This is a genomic window from Carnobacterium sp. FSL W8-0810, from assembly GCF_038007125.1.
GTDB classification, from domain to species: Bacteria; Bacillota; Bacilli; order Lactobacillales; family Carnobacteriaceae; genus Carnobacterium_B; species Carnobacterium_B inhibens.
Genome location: NZ_JBBOWO010000001.1, coordinates 755,502 through 773,029, shown reverse-complemented (window position 1 = coordinate 773,029; position 17,528 = coordinate 755,502). Strand labels below are relative to the sequence as shown.

General features: G+C 36.5%; 16 protein-coding genes, 2 pseudogenes and 1 riboswitch. Of the genes and pseudogenes, 8 read left to right on the top strand and 10 right to left on the bottom strand.

The features are described 5' to 3' along the window. Positions 1 to 13: 13 nt before the first annotated feature. Genes aroB through NST49_RS03790 form a run of 4 tightly spaced genes read left to right on the top strand, consistent with a single transcriptional unit; the run spans position 14 to position 3,698 of the window. Complete coding sequence (gene aroB / locus NST49_RS03805) at positions 14 to 1,099, top strand: 3-dehydroquinate synthase (protein ID WP_341047133.1); 1,086 nt, start codon at positions 14 to 16, stop codon at positions 1,097 to 1,099. Further along, positions 1,096 to 2,349 carry a 3-phosphoshikimate 1-carboxyvinyltransferase gene (gene aroA, locus NST49_RS03800; RefSeq protein WP_341047132.1) on the top strand — a complete coding sequence of 418 codons (1,254 nt, stop codon included), beginning with the start codon at positions 1,096 to 1,098 and terminating at the stop codon, positions 2,347 to 2,349. Before aroB ends, aroA begins: the two co-directional genes overlap by 4 nt. Next, a complete protein-coding gene (gene aroC / locus NST49_RS03795; RefSeq protein ID WP_341047131.1) occupies positions 2,330 to 3,427 on the top strand; it encodes a chorismate synthase in 1,098 nt (365 codons plus the stop codon). Before aroA ends, aroC begins: the two co-directional genes overlap by 20 nt. Next, complete coding sequence (locus NST49_RS03790) at positions 3,420 to 3,698, top strand: chorismate mutase (RefSeq protein WP_341047128.1); 279 nt, start codon at positions 3,420 to 3,422, stop codon at positions 3,696 to 3,698. Before aroC ends, NST49_RS03790 begins: the two co-directional genes overlap by 8 nt. Positions 3,699 to 4,208: 510 nt before the next feature. Here the strand turns inward: NST49_RS03790 and NST49_RS03785 are convergent. Both NST49_RS03785 and NST49_RS03780 read right to left on the bottom strand, forming a co-directional pair. Next, positions 4,209 to 4,505, bottom strand: coding sequence for an iron-sulfur cluster repair di-iron protein, ric (locus NST49_RS03785; RefSeq protein WP_251165847.1), 297 nt, complete (start codon positions 4,503 to 4,505; stop codon positions 4,209 to 4,211). Between the two features lie 203 nt (positions 4,506 to 4,708). Then, positions 4,709 to 4,978: pseudogene (locus tag NST49_RS03780) on the bottom strand (PH domain-containing protein). A gap of 162 nt (positions 4,979 to 5,140) precedes the next feature. Between NST49_RS03780 and NST49_RS03775 the strand changes: the two are divergent. The 3 genes from NST49_RS03775 (at position 5,141) to NST49_RS03765 (ending at position 7,092) form a co-directional block, all read left to right on the top strand. After that, a complete protein-coding gene (locus tag NST49_RS03775) occupies positions 5,141 to 5,563 on the top strand; it encodes a cupin domain-containing protein (RefSeq protein WP_023179409.1) in 423 nt (140 codons plus the stop codon). A gap of 120 nt (positions 5,564 to 5,683) precedes the next feature. Beyond that, a complete protein-coding gene (locus tag NST49_RS03770) occupies positions 5,684 to 6,337 on the top strand; it encodes an ABC transporter ATP-binding protein (RefSeq protein ID WP_023179411.1) in 654 nt (217 codons plus the stop codon). Next, positions 6,334 to 7,092, top strand: a complete 759-nt coding sequence (locus NST49_RS03765; RefSeq protein ID WP_023179412.1) for an ABC transporter permease — start codon at positions 6,334 to 6,336, stop codon at positions 7,090 to 7,092. The genes NST49_RS03770 and NST49_RS03765 overlap by 4 nt, the downstream gene beginning before the upstream one ends. A gap of 63 nt (positions 7,093 to 7,155) precedes the next feature. Here NST49_RS03765 and NST49_RS03760 read toward each other — a convergent pair whose 3' ends face one another. The 3 genes from NST49_RS03760 to NST49_RS03750 all read right to left on the bottom strand — a co-directional run bounded on the left by NST49_RS03760 (position 7,156) and on the right by NST49_RS03750 (position 11,636). After that, on the bottom strand, positions 7,156 to 8,979 hold the full coding sequence (locus NST49_RS03760; RefSeq protein WP_341047119.1) for a heavy metal translocating P-type ATPase: 1,824 nt from the start codon (positions 8,977 to 8,979) through the stop codon (positions 7,156 to 7,158). Positions 8,980 to 9,077: 98 nt separating this feature from the next. Then, positions 9,078 to 9,182, bottom strand: a riboswitch (NiCo riboswitch). A 123-nt stretch (positions 9,183 to 9,305) separates the two neighbouring features. After that, positions 9,306 to 10,145 (bottom strand): Cof-type HAD-IIB family hydrolase, encoded by an 840-nt coding sequence (locus tag NST49_RS03755; RefSeq protein WP_341047117.1) that lies wholly within the window; start codon positions 10,143 to 10,145, stop codon positions 9,306 to 9,308. A 54-nt stretch (positions 10,146 to 10,199) separates the two neighbouring features. Then, positions 10,200 to 11,636, bottom strand: coding sequence for a 6-phospho-beta-glucosidase (locus NST49_RS03750; protein ID WP_341047114.1), 1,437 nt, complete (start codon positions 11,634 to 11,636; stop codon positions 10,200 to 10,202). A 179-nt stretch (positions 11,637 to 11,815) separates the two neighbouring features. Between NST49_RS03750 and NST49_RS03745 the strand changes: the two genes are divergently transcribed. After that, positions 11,816 to 12,694: a MurR/RpiR family transcriptional regulator gene (locus NST49_RS03745; RefSeq protein ID WP_341047113.1), complete on the top strand. Its 879-nt coding sequence runs from the start codon at positions 11,816 to 11,818 to the stop codon at positions 12,692 to 12,694. Between the two features lie 107 nt (positions 12,695 to 12,801). On the opposite strand, the gene gap is transcribed toward NST49_RS03745, so the two are convergent. From gap to lacG, 5 genes and pseudogenes are all read right to left on the bottom strand, one after another. Next, a complete protein-coding gene (gap, locus tag NST49_RS03740) occupies positions 12,802 to 13,815 on the bottom strand; it encodes a type I glyceraldehyde-3-phosphate dehydrogenase (protein ID WP_341047110.1) in 1,014 nt (337 codons plus the stop codon). 228 nt (positions 13,816 to 14,043) lie between these two features. Further along, positions 14,044 to 14,424: a lactose/cellobiose PTS transporter subunit IIB gene (locus tag NST49_RS12665; protein WP_445662727.1), complete on the bottom strand. Its 381-nt coding sequence runs from the start codon at positions 14,422 to 14,424 to the stop codon at positions 14,044 to 14,046. A gap of 26 nt (positions 14,425 to 14,450) precedes the next feature. After that, positions 14,451 to 15,735, bottom strand: a pseudogene (locus NST49_RS03735) (PTS transporter subunit EIIC); the annotation flags it as partial. A 15-nt stretch (positions 15,736 to 15,750) separates the two neighbouring features. Beyond that, positions 15,751 to 16,065 (bottom strand): PTS lactose/cellobiose transporter subunit IIA, encoded by a 315-nt coding sequence (locus NST49_RS03730; RefSeq protein WP_251165853.1) that lies wholly within the window; start codon positions 16,063 to 16,065, stop codon positions 15,751 to 15,753. Positions 16,066 to 16,093: 28 nt separating this feature from the next. After that, on the bottom strand, positions 16,094 to 17,494 hold the full coding sequence (gene lacG / locus NST49_RS03725) for a 6-phospho-beta-galactosidase (protein WP_341047106.1): 1,401 nt from the start codon (positions 17,492 to 17,494) through the stop codon (positions 16,094 to 16,096). Between the last annotated feature and the right edge of the window lie 34 nt (positions 17,495 to 17,528).

Sequence of the window (17,528 nt, the reverse complement as noted above, 5' to 3'; positions counted from 1 at the left end):
GAGGATAAAATCGATGTCTGTCTTAACCGTTAAACTTCCATCACATGAAGTGAGTTATGAATTAAAGATTGAAAAAGGATTACTTGATCGCGTCAGTAATGAAGTCTCAAAAGTCTTTACTGGAGCCAAAATTGCCATTGTCACCGATGAAACCGTCTATGACCTTTACGCTAAGTCTATTATAAAAGATTTGGAAGCAGCGGATTATGAAGTGCAGTGCATTGTTTTGCCTCCTGGAGAACAGACTAAAACATTTGACACGCTACCTAATCTCTACAGTGCATTCGCTGAGTTCGGCTTAACACGTAGCGACTTAATCATTGCTCTAGGTGGTGGTGTGATAGGTGACATCTCTGGTTTTTCCGCTTCGTCTTACTTGAGGGGTATCTCTTATATCCAAATTCCCACAACACTGCTAGCCCAAGTGGATAGTAGCGTTGGAGGAAAAGTTGGCGTCGATTTACCTGAGGGCAAAAACTTAGTAGGTGCTTTTTATCACCCCCTACTCGTCTTGATCGATCCATTGGTTCTAGAGACGTTAACGGATTCTGCCTTTGCTGATGGAATGGCGGAAGTAATCAAATATAGCTGTATAAAAGATCTTAATTTATTTCATCGTCTGATGGAACTATCTTCTCGAAAAGAAGTCATGCAGCACATCGATTGGATCATCGAAACCTGTTGCACGATCAAACAAGTGATTGTGCAGGCAGATGAAAAAGATTTAGGTGAACGAATGGTGTTGAACTTTGGGCATACGTTAGGCCACGCTATTGAAGCGTATTACCAGTATGAAAAATATACCCATGGTCAAGGTGTGGCCATTGGCATGGTTGCTATCTCAAGAATTGCAGAATCCAAACAGCTGACAACAGTTGGAACCACTGATCGATTGATTACTGTTTTAAAACAGCATCGTTTGCCTATTGAACTAGAGGATTTTGAAGATTACCCTAAACTATTGCCTTATATCAAAAAAGATAAAAAAAATATTGCAGGCAGTTTATCCGTGATTGTTTTAACTGACATCGGACGCGCTACCGTACATCAAACATCTCTATCCTTTTTCGATTCTTTAGACACTGGAGGAACAGCATGACTAATCTAACCCTTACTCCTAATGCGTTAAATGGAACTGTTATTGTCCCGCCATCTAAAAGTATGGCGCATCGTGCAGTGATTTGCGCCAGTTTAGCAGCAGGTCGTAGTACGATCAAGAATATTCAACTATCTGATGATATCCTTGCAACTATCGAAGGTATGCGTTCGTTTGGAGCGATTATTTCTTACGATGATCAGACATTGACAATCGATGGCATCCGTAATGGAGCTGCTAAGGAAAGCCGCACAATCAATTGCAATGAGTCCGGCTCTACCTTGCGTTTTCTGATTCCTTTAGCGACACTGTTTACAGGAGAAACGCACTTTATCGGTCAAGGACATTTAGGCAAACGCCCGCTTGAACCTTATCAAGAATTATTCGACGCTCAGTCACTCCACTATAATCAAGCCACAACTGAAAACCTACAGTTGAGTGTCGCTGGACCTTTAACATCAGGTATCTATGAAATGCGTGGCGATATCAGTTCCCAGTTTATCACCGGTATGTTACTGACCTTGCCTTTACTTGCCGAAGACTCTATCCTAAAAATTACGACTCATTTAGAATCGAAAGGCTACATTGATTTAACCCTGTCTGTCTTGCAATCCTTTGGCATTGTGATTGAACAAGATGAGGATGGGCAAGAATATCGCATCAAAGGCCAGCAAGCTTATACCGCCCGTGATTACACAGTCGAAGGTGACTACTCACAAGCAGCCTTCTGGTTGAGTGCAAATGCATTAGGGAATGAGCTTTTGGTAAATGGTTTGGATTCAGATTCTTTACAAGGTGATCAAGCTATCGTCTCGATCTTAGCGACAGTGAACGGCGGGTCTAATGATAGTGAACGAATTATAGATGGAGCTCAAGTTCCCGATATTATTCCAGTAGTAGCTCTAGTCGCTGCGTTAAGCAAAGGAAAAACAAAAATTATCAATCTGGAACGTCTACGGATCAAAGAAAGTGATCGCTTAGTTGCTACACAAAAAGAGTTGACTGCTTTAGGCGCACAGATTGAGATTGTAGGAGATTCGCTTTTGATTGAAGGGGTTTCTGAACTATCAGGCGGTCAAGAAGTTTGGAGTCACAAGGATCATCGCATGGCTATGATGTTGGCCATCGCTTCAACGGTGTGTCAAGAACCAATACACATCAAAGACACAGATTGTGTTAAGAAGTCTTATCCCAACTTTTGGGAGACATTCCAACAACTAGGAGGAAAAATACATGAGTGGAATATGGGGTAAAAATTTACAACTCTCACTATTTGGAGAGTCACATGGTGTGGCGATTGGTATTACCATCAATGGCCTGCCTCCAGGTTTGGAAATAGATATGGAACAGGTTTTAGTTGAAATGGCACGCAGAGCGCCAGGGAAAAATGAATTGACGACACCAAGAAAAGAAAAGGATCATCCAGAAATTTTAAGCGGCTTTTTAGATGGGAAAACAACTGGTGCACCACTGACTGCCATTATTTGGAACACAAATACGCGCTCCAAAGACTACAGTGTGCTGAAAGATGTTATGCGCCCAGGACAAGCTGATTACCCCGGACGAGTGCGTTACAGTGGCCACAATGACCATCGTGGCAGCGGCCATTTTTCCGGGAGGATCACTGCTCCTCTCGTATTTGCAGGTGCTATTTGTCAGCAATGGCTGAAACAAAAAGGTGTAACAGTAGGGTCTCATATTCAATCGATTGGAACGATCGAAGATGAAACTTTTGATGAACAGAAAATAGTCACATTGGAACAAATCGAACAGTTCAAAGAAGAACAGCTTCCTTTGTTTAATGCTGAAAAAAAAGTGGAAATGACCGACTTGATTTTGGAAGCCAAAGAAGATGGGGATTCTGTAGGCGGCGTCGTTGAAACATTTGTCTTAGGATTAGATGCCGGGTATGGGAATCCATTTTTTGACTCAGTTGAATCTCAACTGGCTCACCTCGTATTTGCCGTGCCAGCCATTAAGGGCATTGAATTTGGAACAGGATTCGATATTACCAAAATGCGCGGTTCAGAAGCGAATGATGAATACTACTATGATGAACAAGGGCGCATCAAAACACGCTCCAACAATAATGGTGGAATCATTGGCGGGATTACTTATGGCATGCCCATCGTCTTCAGAGCTGCCGTTAAACCACCTGCTTCCATCAAAAAGAAGCAACAGACAATCAATATCCAAGAAGGAACAGAGACTGAATTAGAAGTTGAAGGACGTCACGATCCTTGTATCGTTCCACGGGTACTGCCGGTCTTAGAGGCGGTTACCGCTATCGGATTAATGGATTTGATGCTTGGAGGACAATCGAATGAATGAATTGGAACAGTACCGAAAAGACATTGATGAGATTGATCAGGAACTTACTCGCTTGTTTGAGTTACGGCTAAACACAGTTTTAAAAGTCGGTCGCTACAAAAAGCAACGCAACTTACCTGTATTGGATGCCAGCCGCGAGCAAGCTGTTATCGAAAAAAATATTAGCCGCTTAACAGATAAAACATTTGAACCGCAAGTAACGAAGCTTTTTCAATCTATAATGGATATCACGAAAGAAACTCAAACGGCTCTCTTAAAATCAGAACCGTAATTTATCGATTTATTGCACAAAATCGGGTTATTCATGAACAGTTGCGTTCATTGAATAACCTATTTTTTTATAGCTGATGTTGGGCTTTTTTCCTCCCAAAGATAACTTAATCCATTAAATTTATTCCTTCTAAATTCTCATACAACTGGAGATACTCATGGCATTTCATATTTCTGGGCACGCATATTTATCTTCCGAAAGAAATCATGGATTGGTGTGCTCTTCCCCAGTATTTTGCTGGGATAATTTCTGTCACGCGTTCTTCAATTTGTTTGGGCGTGGCATTTTCTGCTATAGAGTTTCATAATTTCATAAACAACGTGTTGAGCAGCTTCTTTTGTTAGCATAGACATTCTTTTCCTTCTTTCAATTTCCTCTAAGTGTAACCTGGCTTCAGTTATAACATTTTTGATCTGACTGGCACAATTTTAGTATATCTTATAACGAGCAAAAAAATCCCAGAAATAATTCTTTTTCCTTCTGGGATTTACTATTTTTCGAATCCGCAAATTATGCGTGATAAGCGTGATCTGTTTCAGATAGCATGTTGTATACCCCTGCATAGGTTCCACACACATCTCCAGGAATAGTATAGTTGGATGTTATTTTACGTAATTTCACAAATTCTTCCTCTAAATGTGGCTTACCGGTGGTACCTGCTTCTGTTGTCTTTTCCTTCATTGTATTAAATAAACTTCGTACTTCAAACGCTTCAGGATGGTTCTTACCGTGTGCACGCGTGATTGCTAGTGTAAATATATCCAATTTTTCAAAATAGTGCTCTGCTACTTCATTAAATGTTGCCATTAGTGAATTCCTTCTTTCTTGTGTAGGTTATTTTGCTTTATAACAGCAGTATAGTCCATATGTCACAATGGAAAATTGACCCACATCAAGTTTTGAAATCTTGACAAAATCAAAAAAAGTCAAAGAAACAAACTATTGTAAAGCTTACATTTTATTTCTTTGGCTTTTTATGAAGTAACACCATCACACAGATTGTTAGGTAATTAAAGTAAAATCGACACAATCAAATCATCAAATTTTCTACTATCGATATCTTTTCCTAAGCCAATTTTGATATTGCCTGCTCTCGTCCATAATTCAACTTTCGCATTGATATCAAAATTTCCTGCATTTTCGGTGGACTACATGTTGATTGAACTATAAGGTAAAGAATAAATCTCGATTTTCTTCCCACGTAATCCTTGTGCATCACGAACAATCAATCGTTTGTTCGATTTTCTATTTTCGTTTCTAAATAGTTTTTCTAATTTAATACACCACGAGGTATTGTATGTAAAGCTTATTTTTTTTAAATATAATAAAAGCTAGTAGCTACATTCAAGTCATTAATACTTGTTTTTCAACTGATAATTTGCTATATTTAGATTGTAATTATTATAATTAAATAACTATTACGAAATGGAGTGATTAGGATAATGAGTATTGATTTTAAAGATCATGGCAAAAAACCTTATGTTGTAAATATTGAAGATGCTACAGTGCAAAATGATAACTACCGTACAACGATATGGACAGGCGCTAAATTACAAGTAACCGTCATGACTATTCAACCAAACGATGATATTGGCCTAGAAGTTCATCATGGAATTGATCAATTTATTCGCATCGAAGAAGGCCAAGGGCTATGCCAAATGGGACCTTCTGAAGATAACTTAAATTTTGAACAAGTTGTTTCTGAAGATGAAGCAGTATTGGTTCCAGCAGATATGTGGCACAATATTAAAAATACTAGTGACAAACCACTAAAATTATATACCATTTATGCTGGTCCTGATCATGTTGAAGGTACTATACACCCAACTCATGAAGACGCAGAAAACGATCCTAATGAACACTAAAAAAAGCCTCGCTTTATAAAAAAAGACTGTTTTGAGTCCAAATATTTGAGCAACAGCTCTAAATATTGGACTCTCATTTTTTGTAATTTATTAAATATAGACTAAGGAGGAGAATATATTATGGAGACACCACTATTAAACACAACCCAACTAGGCTACGAATTAGATGGAAAAGCTATTTTAAAAGGAATAACGCTGTCTGTTGAAGAGGGAGAATTCTTAACGATTACAGGACCCTCAGGAAGTGGAAAAAGTACCTTATTAAAAATTATTGCTTCACTCTTGTCTCCAACTGAAGGAACCGTTTCTTATCAAAGTAAACCAATTGATGACTACGAACCTACTGATTATCGCAAAGAAGTATCCTACTGTTTCCAAACAGCAACGCTTTTTGGAGAAACTGTAAAAGATAATCTAATGTTCCCATTCGTTATCAGAGATCAGCCTTTTAATGAAAAAAAAGCCTTAGATGCTTTAAAAAAAGTTGGTTTAGGAGCAGAGTATTTAACTAAATCAGTCAACGCATTGTCTGGTGGGGAAAAGCAAAGGGTAGCATTGATTCGTAATGTTTTATTTATGCCTAAAGTCCTCTTACTAGATGAAGTAACCAGCGCGTTAGATCATGAAAACCAAGAAATTATTCGTAATTTAATTCGTAATCTCAATCACGAACAGGGTGTTACAATCTTGTGGGTCACCCATAATGCAGTAGAGATTCAAGCTTCAAATCGTATTATTCAATTAGTTAATGGCGAAATGGAGGAACCGAAATGAACTTAGCTATTAATAATTCATCCTTATTCTTTGCAACTGCCTTAGTTGGTATAGCACTTATTGTTGTTTATAAAGAAAAGTTAGGCTTAGGTAAAGATATTTTAATCGGTGTTGTTCGAGCCGTTATTCAACTATTTGCTGTTGGTTATTTATTGGGCTATGTCTTTAAATTAAATAATATTATTGTGACATTAGCACTTGTTTTAGTTATTATTTTTAATGCCTCTTTTAATGCGGGGAAGAAAAGCAATGGTATATCAAATGCATTTAAAATATCTTTTATTGCAATCTTAACAGCTACTAGTTTAACTTTGATTGTTTTACTATTATCAGGAGCTATTTTATTCATCCCTTCTCAGGTTATTCCAATATCAGGAATGATTGCCAGTAACTCAATGATTGCGATTGGAATTTGTTACCGTAATTTGAACTCGAAATTTAAAGACCAACGTCAACAAGTATTAGAAAAATTGGCCCTAGGGGCAAATTTAAAACAAGCTTCTATCTCTATAGTACGTGATAGTATTCGTGCAGGAATGCTCCCAACAATAGAATCTGCAAAGACAATCGGAATTGTTAGTTTACCCGGTATGATGTCAGGATTAATGTTTGCTGGCGTAAACCCTACGCATGCGATAAAGTACCAAATCATGGTTACCTTTATGTTGCTATCCACTACAAGTATTGCATCTGTAATTGCTAGTTACCTGGCTTATAAAGAATTTTATACAGCAAGGAAACAACTAAAAGATTAAAACCAATAAAAAGTGTGTGAGCCTATCGGAAATTCCAATAGGCTCACACGCTTTTATATTTTTTTAACGCAACAAACGTAATCCATTCAAAATAACTAAAATCGTTGATCCTTCATGGAAGACAACTCCTACCGGCAAATCTAAATAACCTAAAAGGTTTAAAATCATCAGCATGATGATCACACTGACCGAAAAGAAAATATTTTGTTTAATAATTCCGTTCAATCTTTTGCTCAGGTGATAACTATAAAGCAATTTAGCTAAATCATTTTTTACAATCACCACATCAGCTGACTCTATCGCCACCGATGATCCACTCCCCATAGCAATGCCGATATCCGCATTCGCTAATGCGGGTGCATCATTGATTCCATCTCCAACCATGCCTACCACCTTTTTATTTCGCTGACTTTTTAGGATATGTTTAATCTTATCTTCTGGAAGACAATTTGCTACATAATCATTTACTTTGACTTCCTTAGCAACTTTCGAAGCAACCATTTCATTGTCTCCAGTCAAAAGTACAACTTGAATACCTTCTTTTTGAAAACCAGCTACTGCTTCGATTGCTTCATACCGAATTTCATCAGAAAGAGAAATGTACCCCACAATTTCATTACTTTTCGCTACAAAAATAGTCGTATTTTCTTCAACTACTTTATCAAGATAATAATTTTTATCAGGATACCCAATAAACGTACTTGGTTTTCCTATTTCAATTGCTCCTTTTCTAACCCCTTGTCCAGCTATTTCCTCCACAGGTTCTGAAGTATCAATGTCTTTAAAGTTTCTGTTTTCAAAAGCTGCCACAATAGCATTAGCTATTGGATGGTTAGATTGTTGTTCCATATAAACCACTTCATTCAGAATATCTTCTGGAATTTCATAATTTAATACTCTGAAATCACCAAATGTCAGTGTACCTGTTTTATCGCTATATAAAATATCCATCGTATTCAAAGACTCCATTGCTGCTCCTCCTTTAACTAACACCCCATTTTTTGCTCCATTACTGATAGCACTTAATGTTGCTGGTGTAGCAGAAGCGACCAAAGCACATGGACTAGCAACGGTTAATAAAACCATTCCTCTATAAAAAGCTTCCTCAAAGCTATACCTGTTAAAATAATAAAGACTCGCAATGAATAATGGGACCATAATTAAAACTACTAGTACGTATTTCGTTTCAAAACGATCAATAATTTTCGAAATTTTCGAAGGGCTTTTCTGCGCTTCTTCTACCATCCGTATAATATTTGAGAAAACGGTTTGATCACTCGTTTTATTCACTTCAAGATGAAAGGCATTCCCTTCATTGAAAGTTCCAGAAAATACTTCGGCTCCTTTTTCTTTTTCAACAGGCATTGATTCCCCAGTAAGGCTGGATTCATTAATTTGCGTTTTTCGGTCGGAATACCCATCAATAGGTATCTGTGCTCCTTTTGAAACGACTACAATGTCACCAACTTTTAACAATTCAGTAGGTACTTCACTCACTTCATCATTATCTTTTAGCAGTTGCGCTGTAGAAGGCACATGAGATAGCAACTCAGAAATAGCACTTTTTGATTTATTGGTTGCATAGGATTCTAGAGCTTCTGAGCCAGCAAAAATGAGCAGTAATACAGCTCCTTCTGATTCATAATGAATCAAACATGCACCTAATGCTGCTAAAACCATTAGCAAATCAACATTGGGAGCTTTAGAATGGATTGTTTCTGTCACCGCTTTTTTAGCTGAAAAGAACCCTAAAAAGAAAATTGCCCCATAAAAAGAAATTGAACTATAAAAACCTCCCATCGTATTTAAAATAAATCCAATAATCGTAAAAAAGACTCCAATGACTAAAAACTGTCCTGAACGCGTATTGCTTAAAAACTTCAACATTTCCCTCTTCCTTTCTGTAATTATTTTTAAGTTAGTGGTTAAATTACCCCTCCTTAATAAAAAGTAAAAATAAAAAAGGCACACCTATAGGACAGTAGTACTGTCCCACAGGTGTGCCTTTTTTGGCACTACTCTGCTATCACACATGTGTGATCCGGCCGCATGAACCTCTAAGAGTTCACCGCCTGTTCAGATTTAATTGGCTCTCATTCTTACATTAGCTATAAGAAAGAAGAGCAAGTTAAATTAGATTTATATACACTTATAATACCATTTACTAATTGAAGTATCAATTGTTACTCCACTTTTACTGAATTCAATCGAGTTTACTCTATCAATCCAAGATGGAGAAAGGCTTTTTCTAGTCCGTCATTATCAACACTGTCAGTTATGTGATCAGCCATAGCTGTTATTTCTTTACCGCCATTTCCCATTGCTACACCTATTTCACAATATTCAAGCATAGGAATATCTACTTTTGCATCGCCAAAAGCTATCGTGTTCTTTCGGTCAACTCCATGATGTTCTAACAGTTTTTTAATAGCTGTCTGTTTTGTAATGTTTGCTAAGGCAATATCTCCAAACAGAGCTTGTTCACCTATACCTCCCCACGTACCTACTTGAAAGTCAGAAAAAAAATCGGCTGCAGCTAGGTAATCTTCATACTCTTCTAAAATGAAACTGATTTTGTTCACGTCAGCTCGATACAATTGACCATCAAAAATCATTTCTGGAAATGCTTGTCGCACCGTCATTGTTTCTGTACCGGATTTTTCTTTATAAGCAGCATAGTCTTTAACCGTTTGCTCTCCACGTGTCTCAAACTGTTCACTTGCAAACAATCCATTGTTGGACTCCAAATAAAAAGCTAATCCACGGTTATTCATCCAGTCTACAATCATTTTTTCTTGTTCTGCTGTTATTAATTGATGCAAAATAACTTCATTATCACTTTCAACATAGTTGCCATTTCCACCAATATACCCATCAAAACCGATCTCTAATAGTTCATCATACATTTCAGCTTTGCTGCGTCCAGTCACCGGGTACACTTTATGACCGTTGGCTTGCGCAACTTTAATAGCTTTGACTGCAGAATTCGGTAATTCATTAGAATAATCTACTAATGTTCCATCCACATCTAAAAAAACATAGTTTGATTCCATAGTAACCTCCTTAAAAAGGCCATACTAATAAGTAAGCATGACCTTCAAACTAAATTATCCTTTTGTATAGTCTACCTTTTCACCATTAGAAGCAATCACTTGTTTATACCAGTCAAAAGACTTTTTCTTCGAACGCGCCATTGTTCCATTACCTTCATTGTCTCGGTCTACATAAATAAAGCCATATCTTTTTTTCATTTCCCCAGTTGACGCGGAAACCAAATCGATACATCCCCAAGACGTATACCCTAAAATTTCTACTCCATCTTTGTCCACAGCTTCTTTCATAGCTTCGATATGTTGTTTTAGATAATCGATACGGTAATCATCCACTATAGATCCATCTGCATTAGGCGTATCGACTGCTCCTAATCCATTTTCAACTACAAATAACGGTTTTTGATAACGGTCATATAACTCATTGATCGTGATACGGAAACCGATTGGATCGATTTGCCAGCCCCATTCGCTTGCTTCTAAATAAGGGTTTTTAATGGAATCAAATATATTTCCACCTACTTTTTCTTGTTCATCTTGAACGGCAGAAACCCGCGAAGAATAATAAGAAAATGATATATAATCAACCGTATGCTTCTTCAGTAGTTCCTTATCTCCTTCTACAAAAGGAATTTCTATCCCTTCATTAGCCAAGCGTTTCAATGCATAATTAGGGTATTCGCCACGAGACTGTACGTCAATAAAAAAATAGTTTTCTTGATTGTCTACTTGAGCTTGACGAACATCTGCAGGATTTGGTGTATTTGGATAATACTGTCCAGCTGCGATCATACAGCCGACTTTATTTTCCGGATCTACTTCATGAGCTATCTTGGTCGCTAACGCACTGGCTACTAATTCATGATGGGCTGCTGTATATTTTACTTGTTCTTCATTTTCTCCTTCTTCAAATACTAATCCAGCTCCCATAAACGGTGCATGCAATAGCATATTGATCTCATTGAAAGTGATCCAATACTTTACTTTTCCTTTATAACGATTAAATAATACAGTGACAAGATTTTCATAAAAATCGACTACTTTACGACTGCGCCAACCCCCATATTCTTTAATCAAATGGATTGGCATATCAAAATGTGTGATTGTAACAATAGGTTCGATGCCGTACTTAAGACATTCATCAATAAGGTTATCGTAAAATTGTAACCCTGCTTCATTTGGTTCAGCCTCATCACCTTTTGGAAAAATACGTGTCCAAGCTAGACTAAAGCGATAAGATTTAAATCCCATTTCTCCAAATAAAGCGATATCTTCCTTATAATGATGATACATATCAATGGCTTCTTTAGCTGGATAAAAATGCTCCTCATCGAAGTCCAGATGTTTCATTTTTCCTGTTATGATTGGGTAACGGTCTTCTCCAATTGGAACGACATCTACATTCGCTAAACCTCGGCCATACGCGTTATAACCACCTTCACTTTGATTAGCAGCAGTAGCCCCGCCCCAAAGAAAATCTTTATTAAATCCCATATTTTTTCCTCCTAGTAATTCAGTTTTATCTTACTCTCATCTTATCTAAACGGTTTCATTATTTCAATCGTCTAGATACAATTAGTAGGTTCCTACACATACTTTCTAAATTTTACGATTGCTCTTGTAAAACCCCTACACAAAAATATATACTATTTGTGTAGGGAAGGAGTCTTTTTATGCTACTCATTGAACGATTAAAACATACTTCATTTTCAGATGCTGAACAATCATTAGTAAATTATCTCATCGATCATCCTGAAGACTTACAAGATATTACAACTCAAAAAATTGCGAATTTAACTCATACTAATCCTACGAGCCTTATTCGTGTAGCGAAAAAAATGGGATTTACAGGATGGCTAGATTTGAAAGAAGCTTACCTTGAAGAATGGCAGTACCTCAATAGCCACTTTACAGCTATTGACGCCAACTTACCGTATGATCAAGCGGATCATTTGGTTTCTATTGCCCATAAAATAAGCACATTACAACAAAATACTATTCAGGATACTTTATCATTAATAGATTCTAAAGATTTGGAATACGCACAAAAACTCTTACTAAATGCTGACGAAATCAAAGTATTTGCGAGCCAAACTAATGCACTCATTGCTCAAGATTTCATAACTAAGATGCGTAGGATCAATAAAAAAATTACTATTTCTTCCACTTATGATTACAGTACGTATGAAGCTTTTAACAGTGGTAACCGAACTTGTGCCCTTATTATTTCATACACAGGTGAAGATGATTCCTTCATAAAATGCATGGACATTTTGAAAAAACAAGGAGCTTCCACTATTAGCTTAACAAGTATAGGAGATAATCCTATTGCAACACATAGCGATTGTTCATTAAAAATCACTACTCGAGAAAAACTCTATTCTAAAATCGGAAACTTTACCTCAACCACATCTGTCATTTATCTATTGAACCTTTTGTATTCTATCGTCTTTACTGCAGATTATGAAATGAACTTGAACCACCTCATTCAAATCGGTCGTTCAACAGATACCCGAAAAACAAACATCGACATCATTAAAGAACAGTCTTAATTGGATAAGTAAATTTAAGGAAGGAGAAGGGATATCTAAATACTTCTTCCTCATTTATAAACACAAAAAAACGGGAAGCTCATTGCCTCCCGCTAATTAAAATTAATTTATTTAATATTCGCAAAATGTTCTAACGTTCCTACCATATTAGCCACAAAACCGTACTCGTTATCATACCAAGCAACCGTTTTGACTAATTGTCCGTTCGTTCCCTCGATGACTTTTGTTTGAGTGGCATCAAAAATCGAACCTGCTGGTACCCCGATAACATCTGAAGATACGATTTCGTCTTCATTGTATAAGAATGCCTCAGATGCAGCTTCTTTCATTGCCGCGTTGACTTCTTCCACTGTTACTTCTTTATTCAAAACAGAATATAGTTCTGTCATTGAACCTGTAATGGTAGGAATTCTGATGGCTGTTCCGTCAATTTTCCCTTCCAATTCAGGAATAACTTTTCCTACCGCTTTGGCAGCACCTGTTGAAGATGGAATGGCGTTTTGTGCTCCTGCACGATTTTTGCGTCCACCTGGTGAATCTTGCAATGCTTGCGATGCTGTGTACGCATGGATTGTTGACATCAACGCACTATTGATTCCATATTTTTTGTTCAAAACGTTTGCCATTGGTGCTAAACAGTTCGTTGTACAAGATGCTGCAGAAATAATTTCATCATTTTCATCCAGCGAATCATGATTCACACCATAAACAATCGTTTTAGTGTTGTCTACTTCTGCACCTGAAGCTTTTACTGGCGCGGAAATCAGTACCCGCTTTGCACCTGCATCCAAATGAGCCTGGGATTTTTTCGCTGAGGTATAGAACCCCGTACATTCTAAAACAATATCGATTCCTAAATCGCCCCATGGCAATTGACTTGCATCTTTTTCTGCGTAAGCTTTAATCTCTTTTCCATCTACTACAATCGCGTCATTCCCAACTGCTACTTCATATGGAAAACGTCCTTGTGCGGTATCGTATTTTAGCAAATAAACTAAGTCGTCATTATCCGTCAAATCATTGATCGCGACAACCTCTAAATCTGTATCCTTTTCCAACATTCGACGCAGTGCTAAACGTCCAATCCGACCAAATCCATTAATCGCTACTTTTATCGACATGAATATTTCCTCCTTCTTTATTTGAATCTATTTTTATGGTACCGCTTTTACAATGAAATTTCCAATTGTTTGCATCACTAGTTTATCTCTTAAGCGCATACGATCAATTGGAATCTTCTAAAAACACTTAAAAGACAAAATATAAAATTAGTGCACGTAAAAAAGAGAACCGCATATAAGCGAGTCTCTTTTTACTTTTCAAAAAATACCCTTCGTGTAACTGTAAGTTTAAAATTGGTCTAAAACAAATTTTACTGCTTTTTGAGAATCACGAGTCAAGCCTATATACTCAGCACCTTTTGTAGCAACTAATTTAATATTTAGGCGGTCTGTATCTTCTTTAATATCATCATAGTAAGAGTTAACTTGTGGTGCTAAAATAATCATGTCAAAATTTTCCATTATATCATAATGAGAACCGTAAGCTCCTGCTAAAGCGCTAATTGGTGCATCATATTCTTCAGCGCCTTCTTTTAACGCATTGGCTAGCATTGCACTTGTACCAGCTCCAGCACATAGAACTAAAACATTTATTTCCCTTTGTTTGTTAGCGGAATCATTTTCGCTATTCATACTTACAACAACCTCTTTATCTTTTGGTACGGTAATAGAAATTGTTGTTTCAGCTTCTTTTTCTTCAATGATTTCGGCTTGTTTTGCTTCTTGTTCTACTAATACTGCATCGTAAGCTTTACAGAATGGCAAATATATCGCGAAATCTACTAAAATTAATACTGCTGCTAAGACAAAAGCTAAGATTCCCATCCCTGTTCCTAAAATCAACCCGATTGGTGCGGGTGTTGCCCATGGCAGTACATACATAAAGCTGTTCATACCTAATACATCAACGAAAAATTTAAATATCCATACATTGATGATTGGAGTAATTAAAAATGGAATAAAGAAATAAGGATTCAAAATAATTGGTGTAGCGAACAATAGTGGTTCATTTACTGCAAAGCTAACCGGAATAACAGAAGCTTTCCCTACTGCTTTTAATTGTTTTGATTTGGCAAATAATAGAAAGATAAATGGTACAACCAAAGTTGCTCCCGTACCACCCATTGTTCCAACAAAATTTCCTAGTCCAACTGTTAATACTTTCGATGCTTGCTCACCAGAGTTAAATAACTGTAAATTTGTTTCTACATTTGCATATATGATTGCAGCTATCGCCGGTTCCACAATAGAAGGACCGTGCACACCGACGAACCAGAATAATGCCATCGCTCCCCAGATAATTGCAATTCCTAAGTAGCCATCTGCAGCAGTAAATAGTGGTTGTAATAAAGTAATAATTGCTTCTGCAAAAGAGATACCAAATAAATTGCGAACGACTAAATCAATTAAAACTGCAGCAAAGACTGAGAAAGAGAAAGGAAAAATATCTCTAAAGGTTTGAGCAATTGTTCCTGGAACTTCTTTTGGCATTTTGATTGTAATATCTTTTAACACACAAAACTTATACACATTAACTGTTATAAATGCAGCTAAAAAAGAAGCTAATAAACCCTTTGTACCCATGTATTCAGTAGAAAATCCACCTTCAATTGGAGAGACACTTAATAACAAGAAACTAACTACAGAAGCCAGCATAACAGATGTTGTATTGATAACCTTATTTTTTGGCATATGGCGATTGATTGATTCTGCAAGGCAGCGGGCCGTAGTTGCTGATACAAGTATTCCTACAACTCCCATTGAATAGTTATATACCTTCCATAACCAAGTGGACACATCTTCAGGCCAATGGAAACCAAAGATCTCAGGAACAGCTGCAATCAAAATAAAAATACTAGAAAACAAAATAGCTGGCATAGCAGTTAAAAATCCATCCCGAACAGCACCTAAATAAATGTTTCGGGAGATTTTTTCAAAAAATGGTTTACCTTTTTCTATCTGTTTGATGATCCCATTCATACGAGTTCACTCCTATTAGTTATTTTTTTTATACAGTTCAATAAAATCTTGAATCAAATCTCTTAATAACAACGTAGTCATTAAATGATCTTGTCCATGGATAAAAATGAAGCCTAACTCCATATCTTTTCCTGAAGCTTCCTCTGCCAAAATTTTCGTTTGAGAGTTATGAGCCAATATTAAATTTTCATCGGCATCTTTCAATGCCACATCTACATTCTCAAAATTCCCATTTCTTACTTCTTTCAACAATTTCAATAAGGTGCTTCTCGCATCCCCTGAATAAGCGACAATTTCAAAACCTAGCATTTGTAATTCTTCTTTGTTCATTATTTATTCCTCCATCACTATTTATCATTTAAATAATTGATTTTGTTTCACTAACAAATTTATACCAATAAGCAGATTCTTTTGGATACCTCTTTTGTGTTTCAAAATCTACATAAAACAATCCATAACGTTTGTTATAACCATTGGACCAAGAGAATAAATCCATCAATGACCATAAAAAATATCCTTTAACATTCACTCCTGCTGAGATTGCTTTACTTATTGATTCTAAATAGACTTTTAAATATTTAATTCTTGGTTTATCCATAATAATGCCATCTTCAAAATTATCCTTATAACCCATTCCATTTTCAGTAATGTAAATTTTATTGTAATGAGGATAGTCTGCTTTAATTCTTAACAATAGATCATAAAGTCCTTCTGGATAAATTAGCCAATCCCAATCTGTTCGCGGAATTCCTTCTTTGTAAATTCTTTCACCAATTCCTTTAACCTTGTAGACTGAGGTTCCTTTTTCTCCCGTACCGTTATGATGAATGTTATTTTCACCATCATATGCTTTAACAAAATGGCATTGATAATGATTGATGCCTAAGTAGTCATTACGATGAGAAGCTTTTTTCATCTCTTCTAAATCTGATTCCAGAAAAGAGTATTCTGCATTATTGGCTGCACAAATTTCATCTAACGCAGTTAATGTTTCTTTTGAATAATAACCTAAATAAGTTGCATCCAATAAGAAACGAATGGATAGCGCATCATCTAAGTATGCAGCGTGTTGATCTTCTTTCGAATCAGTAGCTGGATATTTTGTTTCTAATGAGTGAACTACTCCAATTTCGCCTTCGTATTCTCGATCTTTAAATATATTGACAACTTTCGCATGAGCAAACATCATATTGTGAAGACATAAAATAATTTTCGTGAAATCATATGTGATTCCTGGTGGGAAAACACCTAACAAATATTGATTGGTCGCTACTGGGTAAATTTCATTGAATGTACTCCAATAACGAACTTCTTTAAATTCATCAAAACAAAATTTTGCATAATTTACAAACGCATCCACATTGTCTCGATTTAAAAAATCTCCATTATCAAATAAAACTTTCGGTGTGTCAAAATGATGCAATGTTACAAAAAGTTGAATATTACGCTTCTCACATTCCTTGAAGACATTATGATAATAATCAACACCTTCTTGGTTTACTTCTCCGATCCCATTAGGAAAAATCCGACTCCAAGCAATTGATAAACGCAAACCATTTATCCCAAATTTTTCACACAACTCAATATCTTTACTGTACTGATGATAAAAATCACTGGCTGGATCCGGACTAAATCTTCCTTGTTTTTCAAGGAACTCATCCCACGCAACTGCGCCTTTTCCTCCTTCTTTAGTTGCACCTTCTACTTGATAAGCTGCTGTCGCTCCTCCAAAAATAAAATCTTCAGGTAATTTAAGCATTTTATTCTCTCCTTACTTTTTTATAGCTAAATTT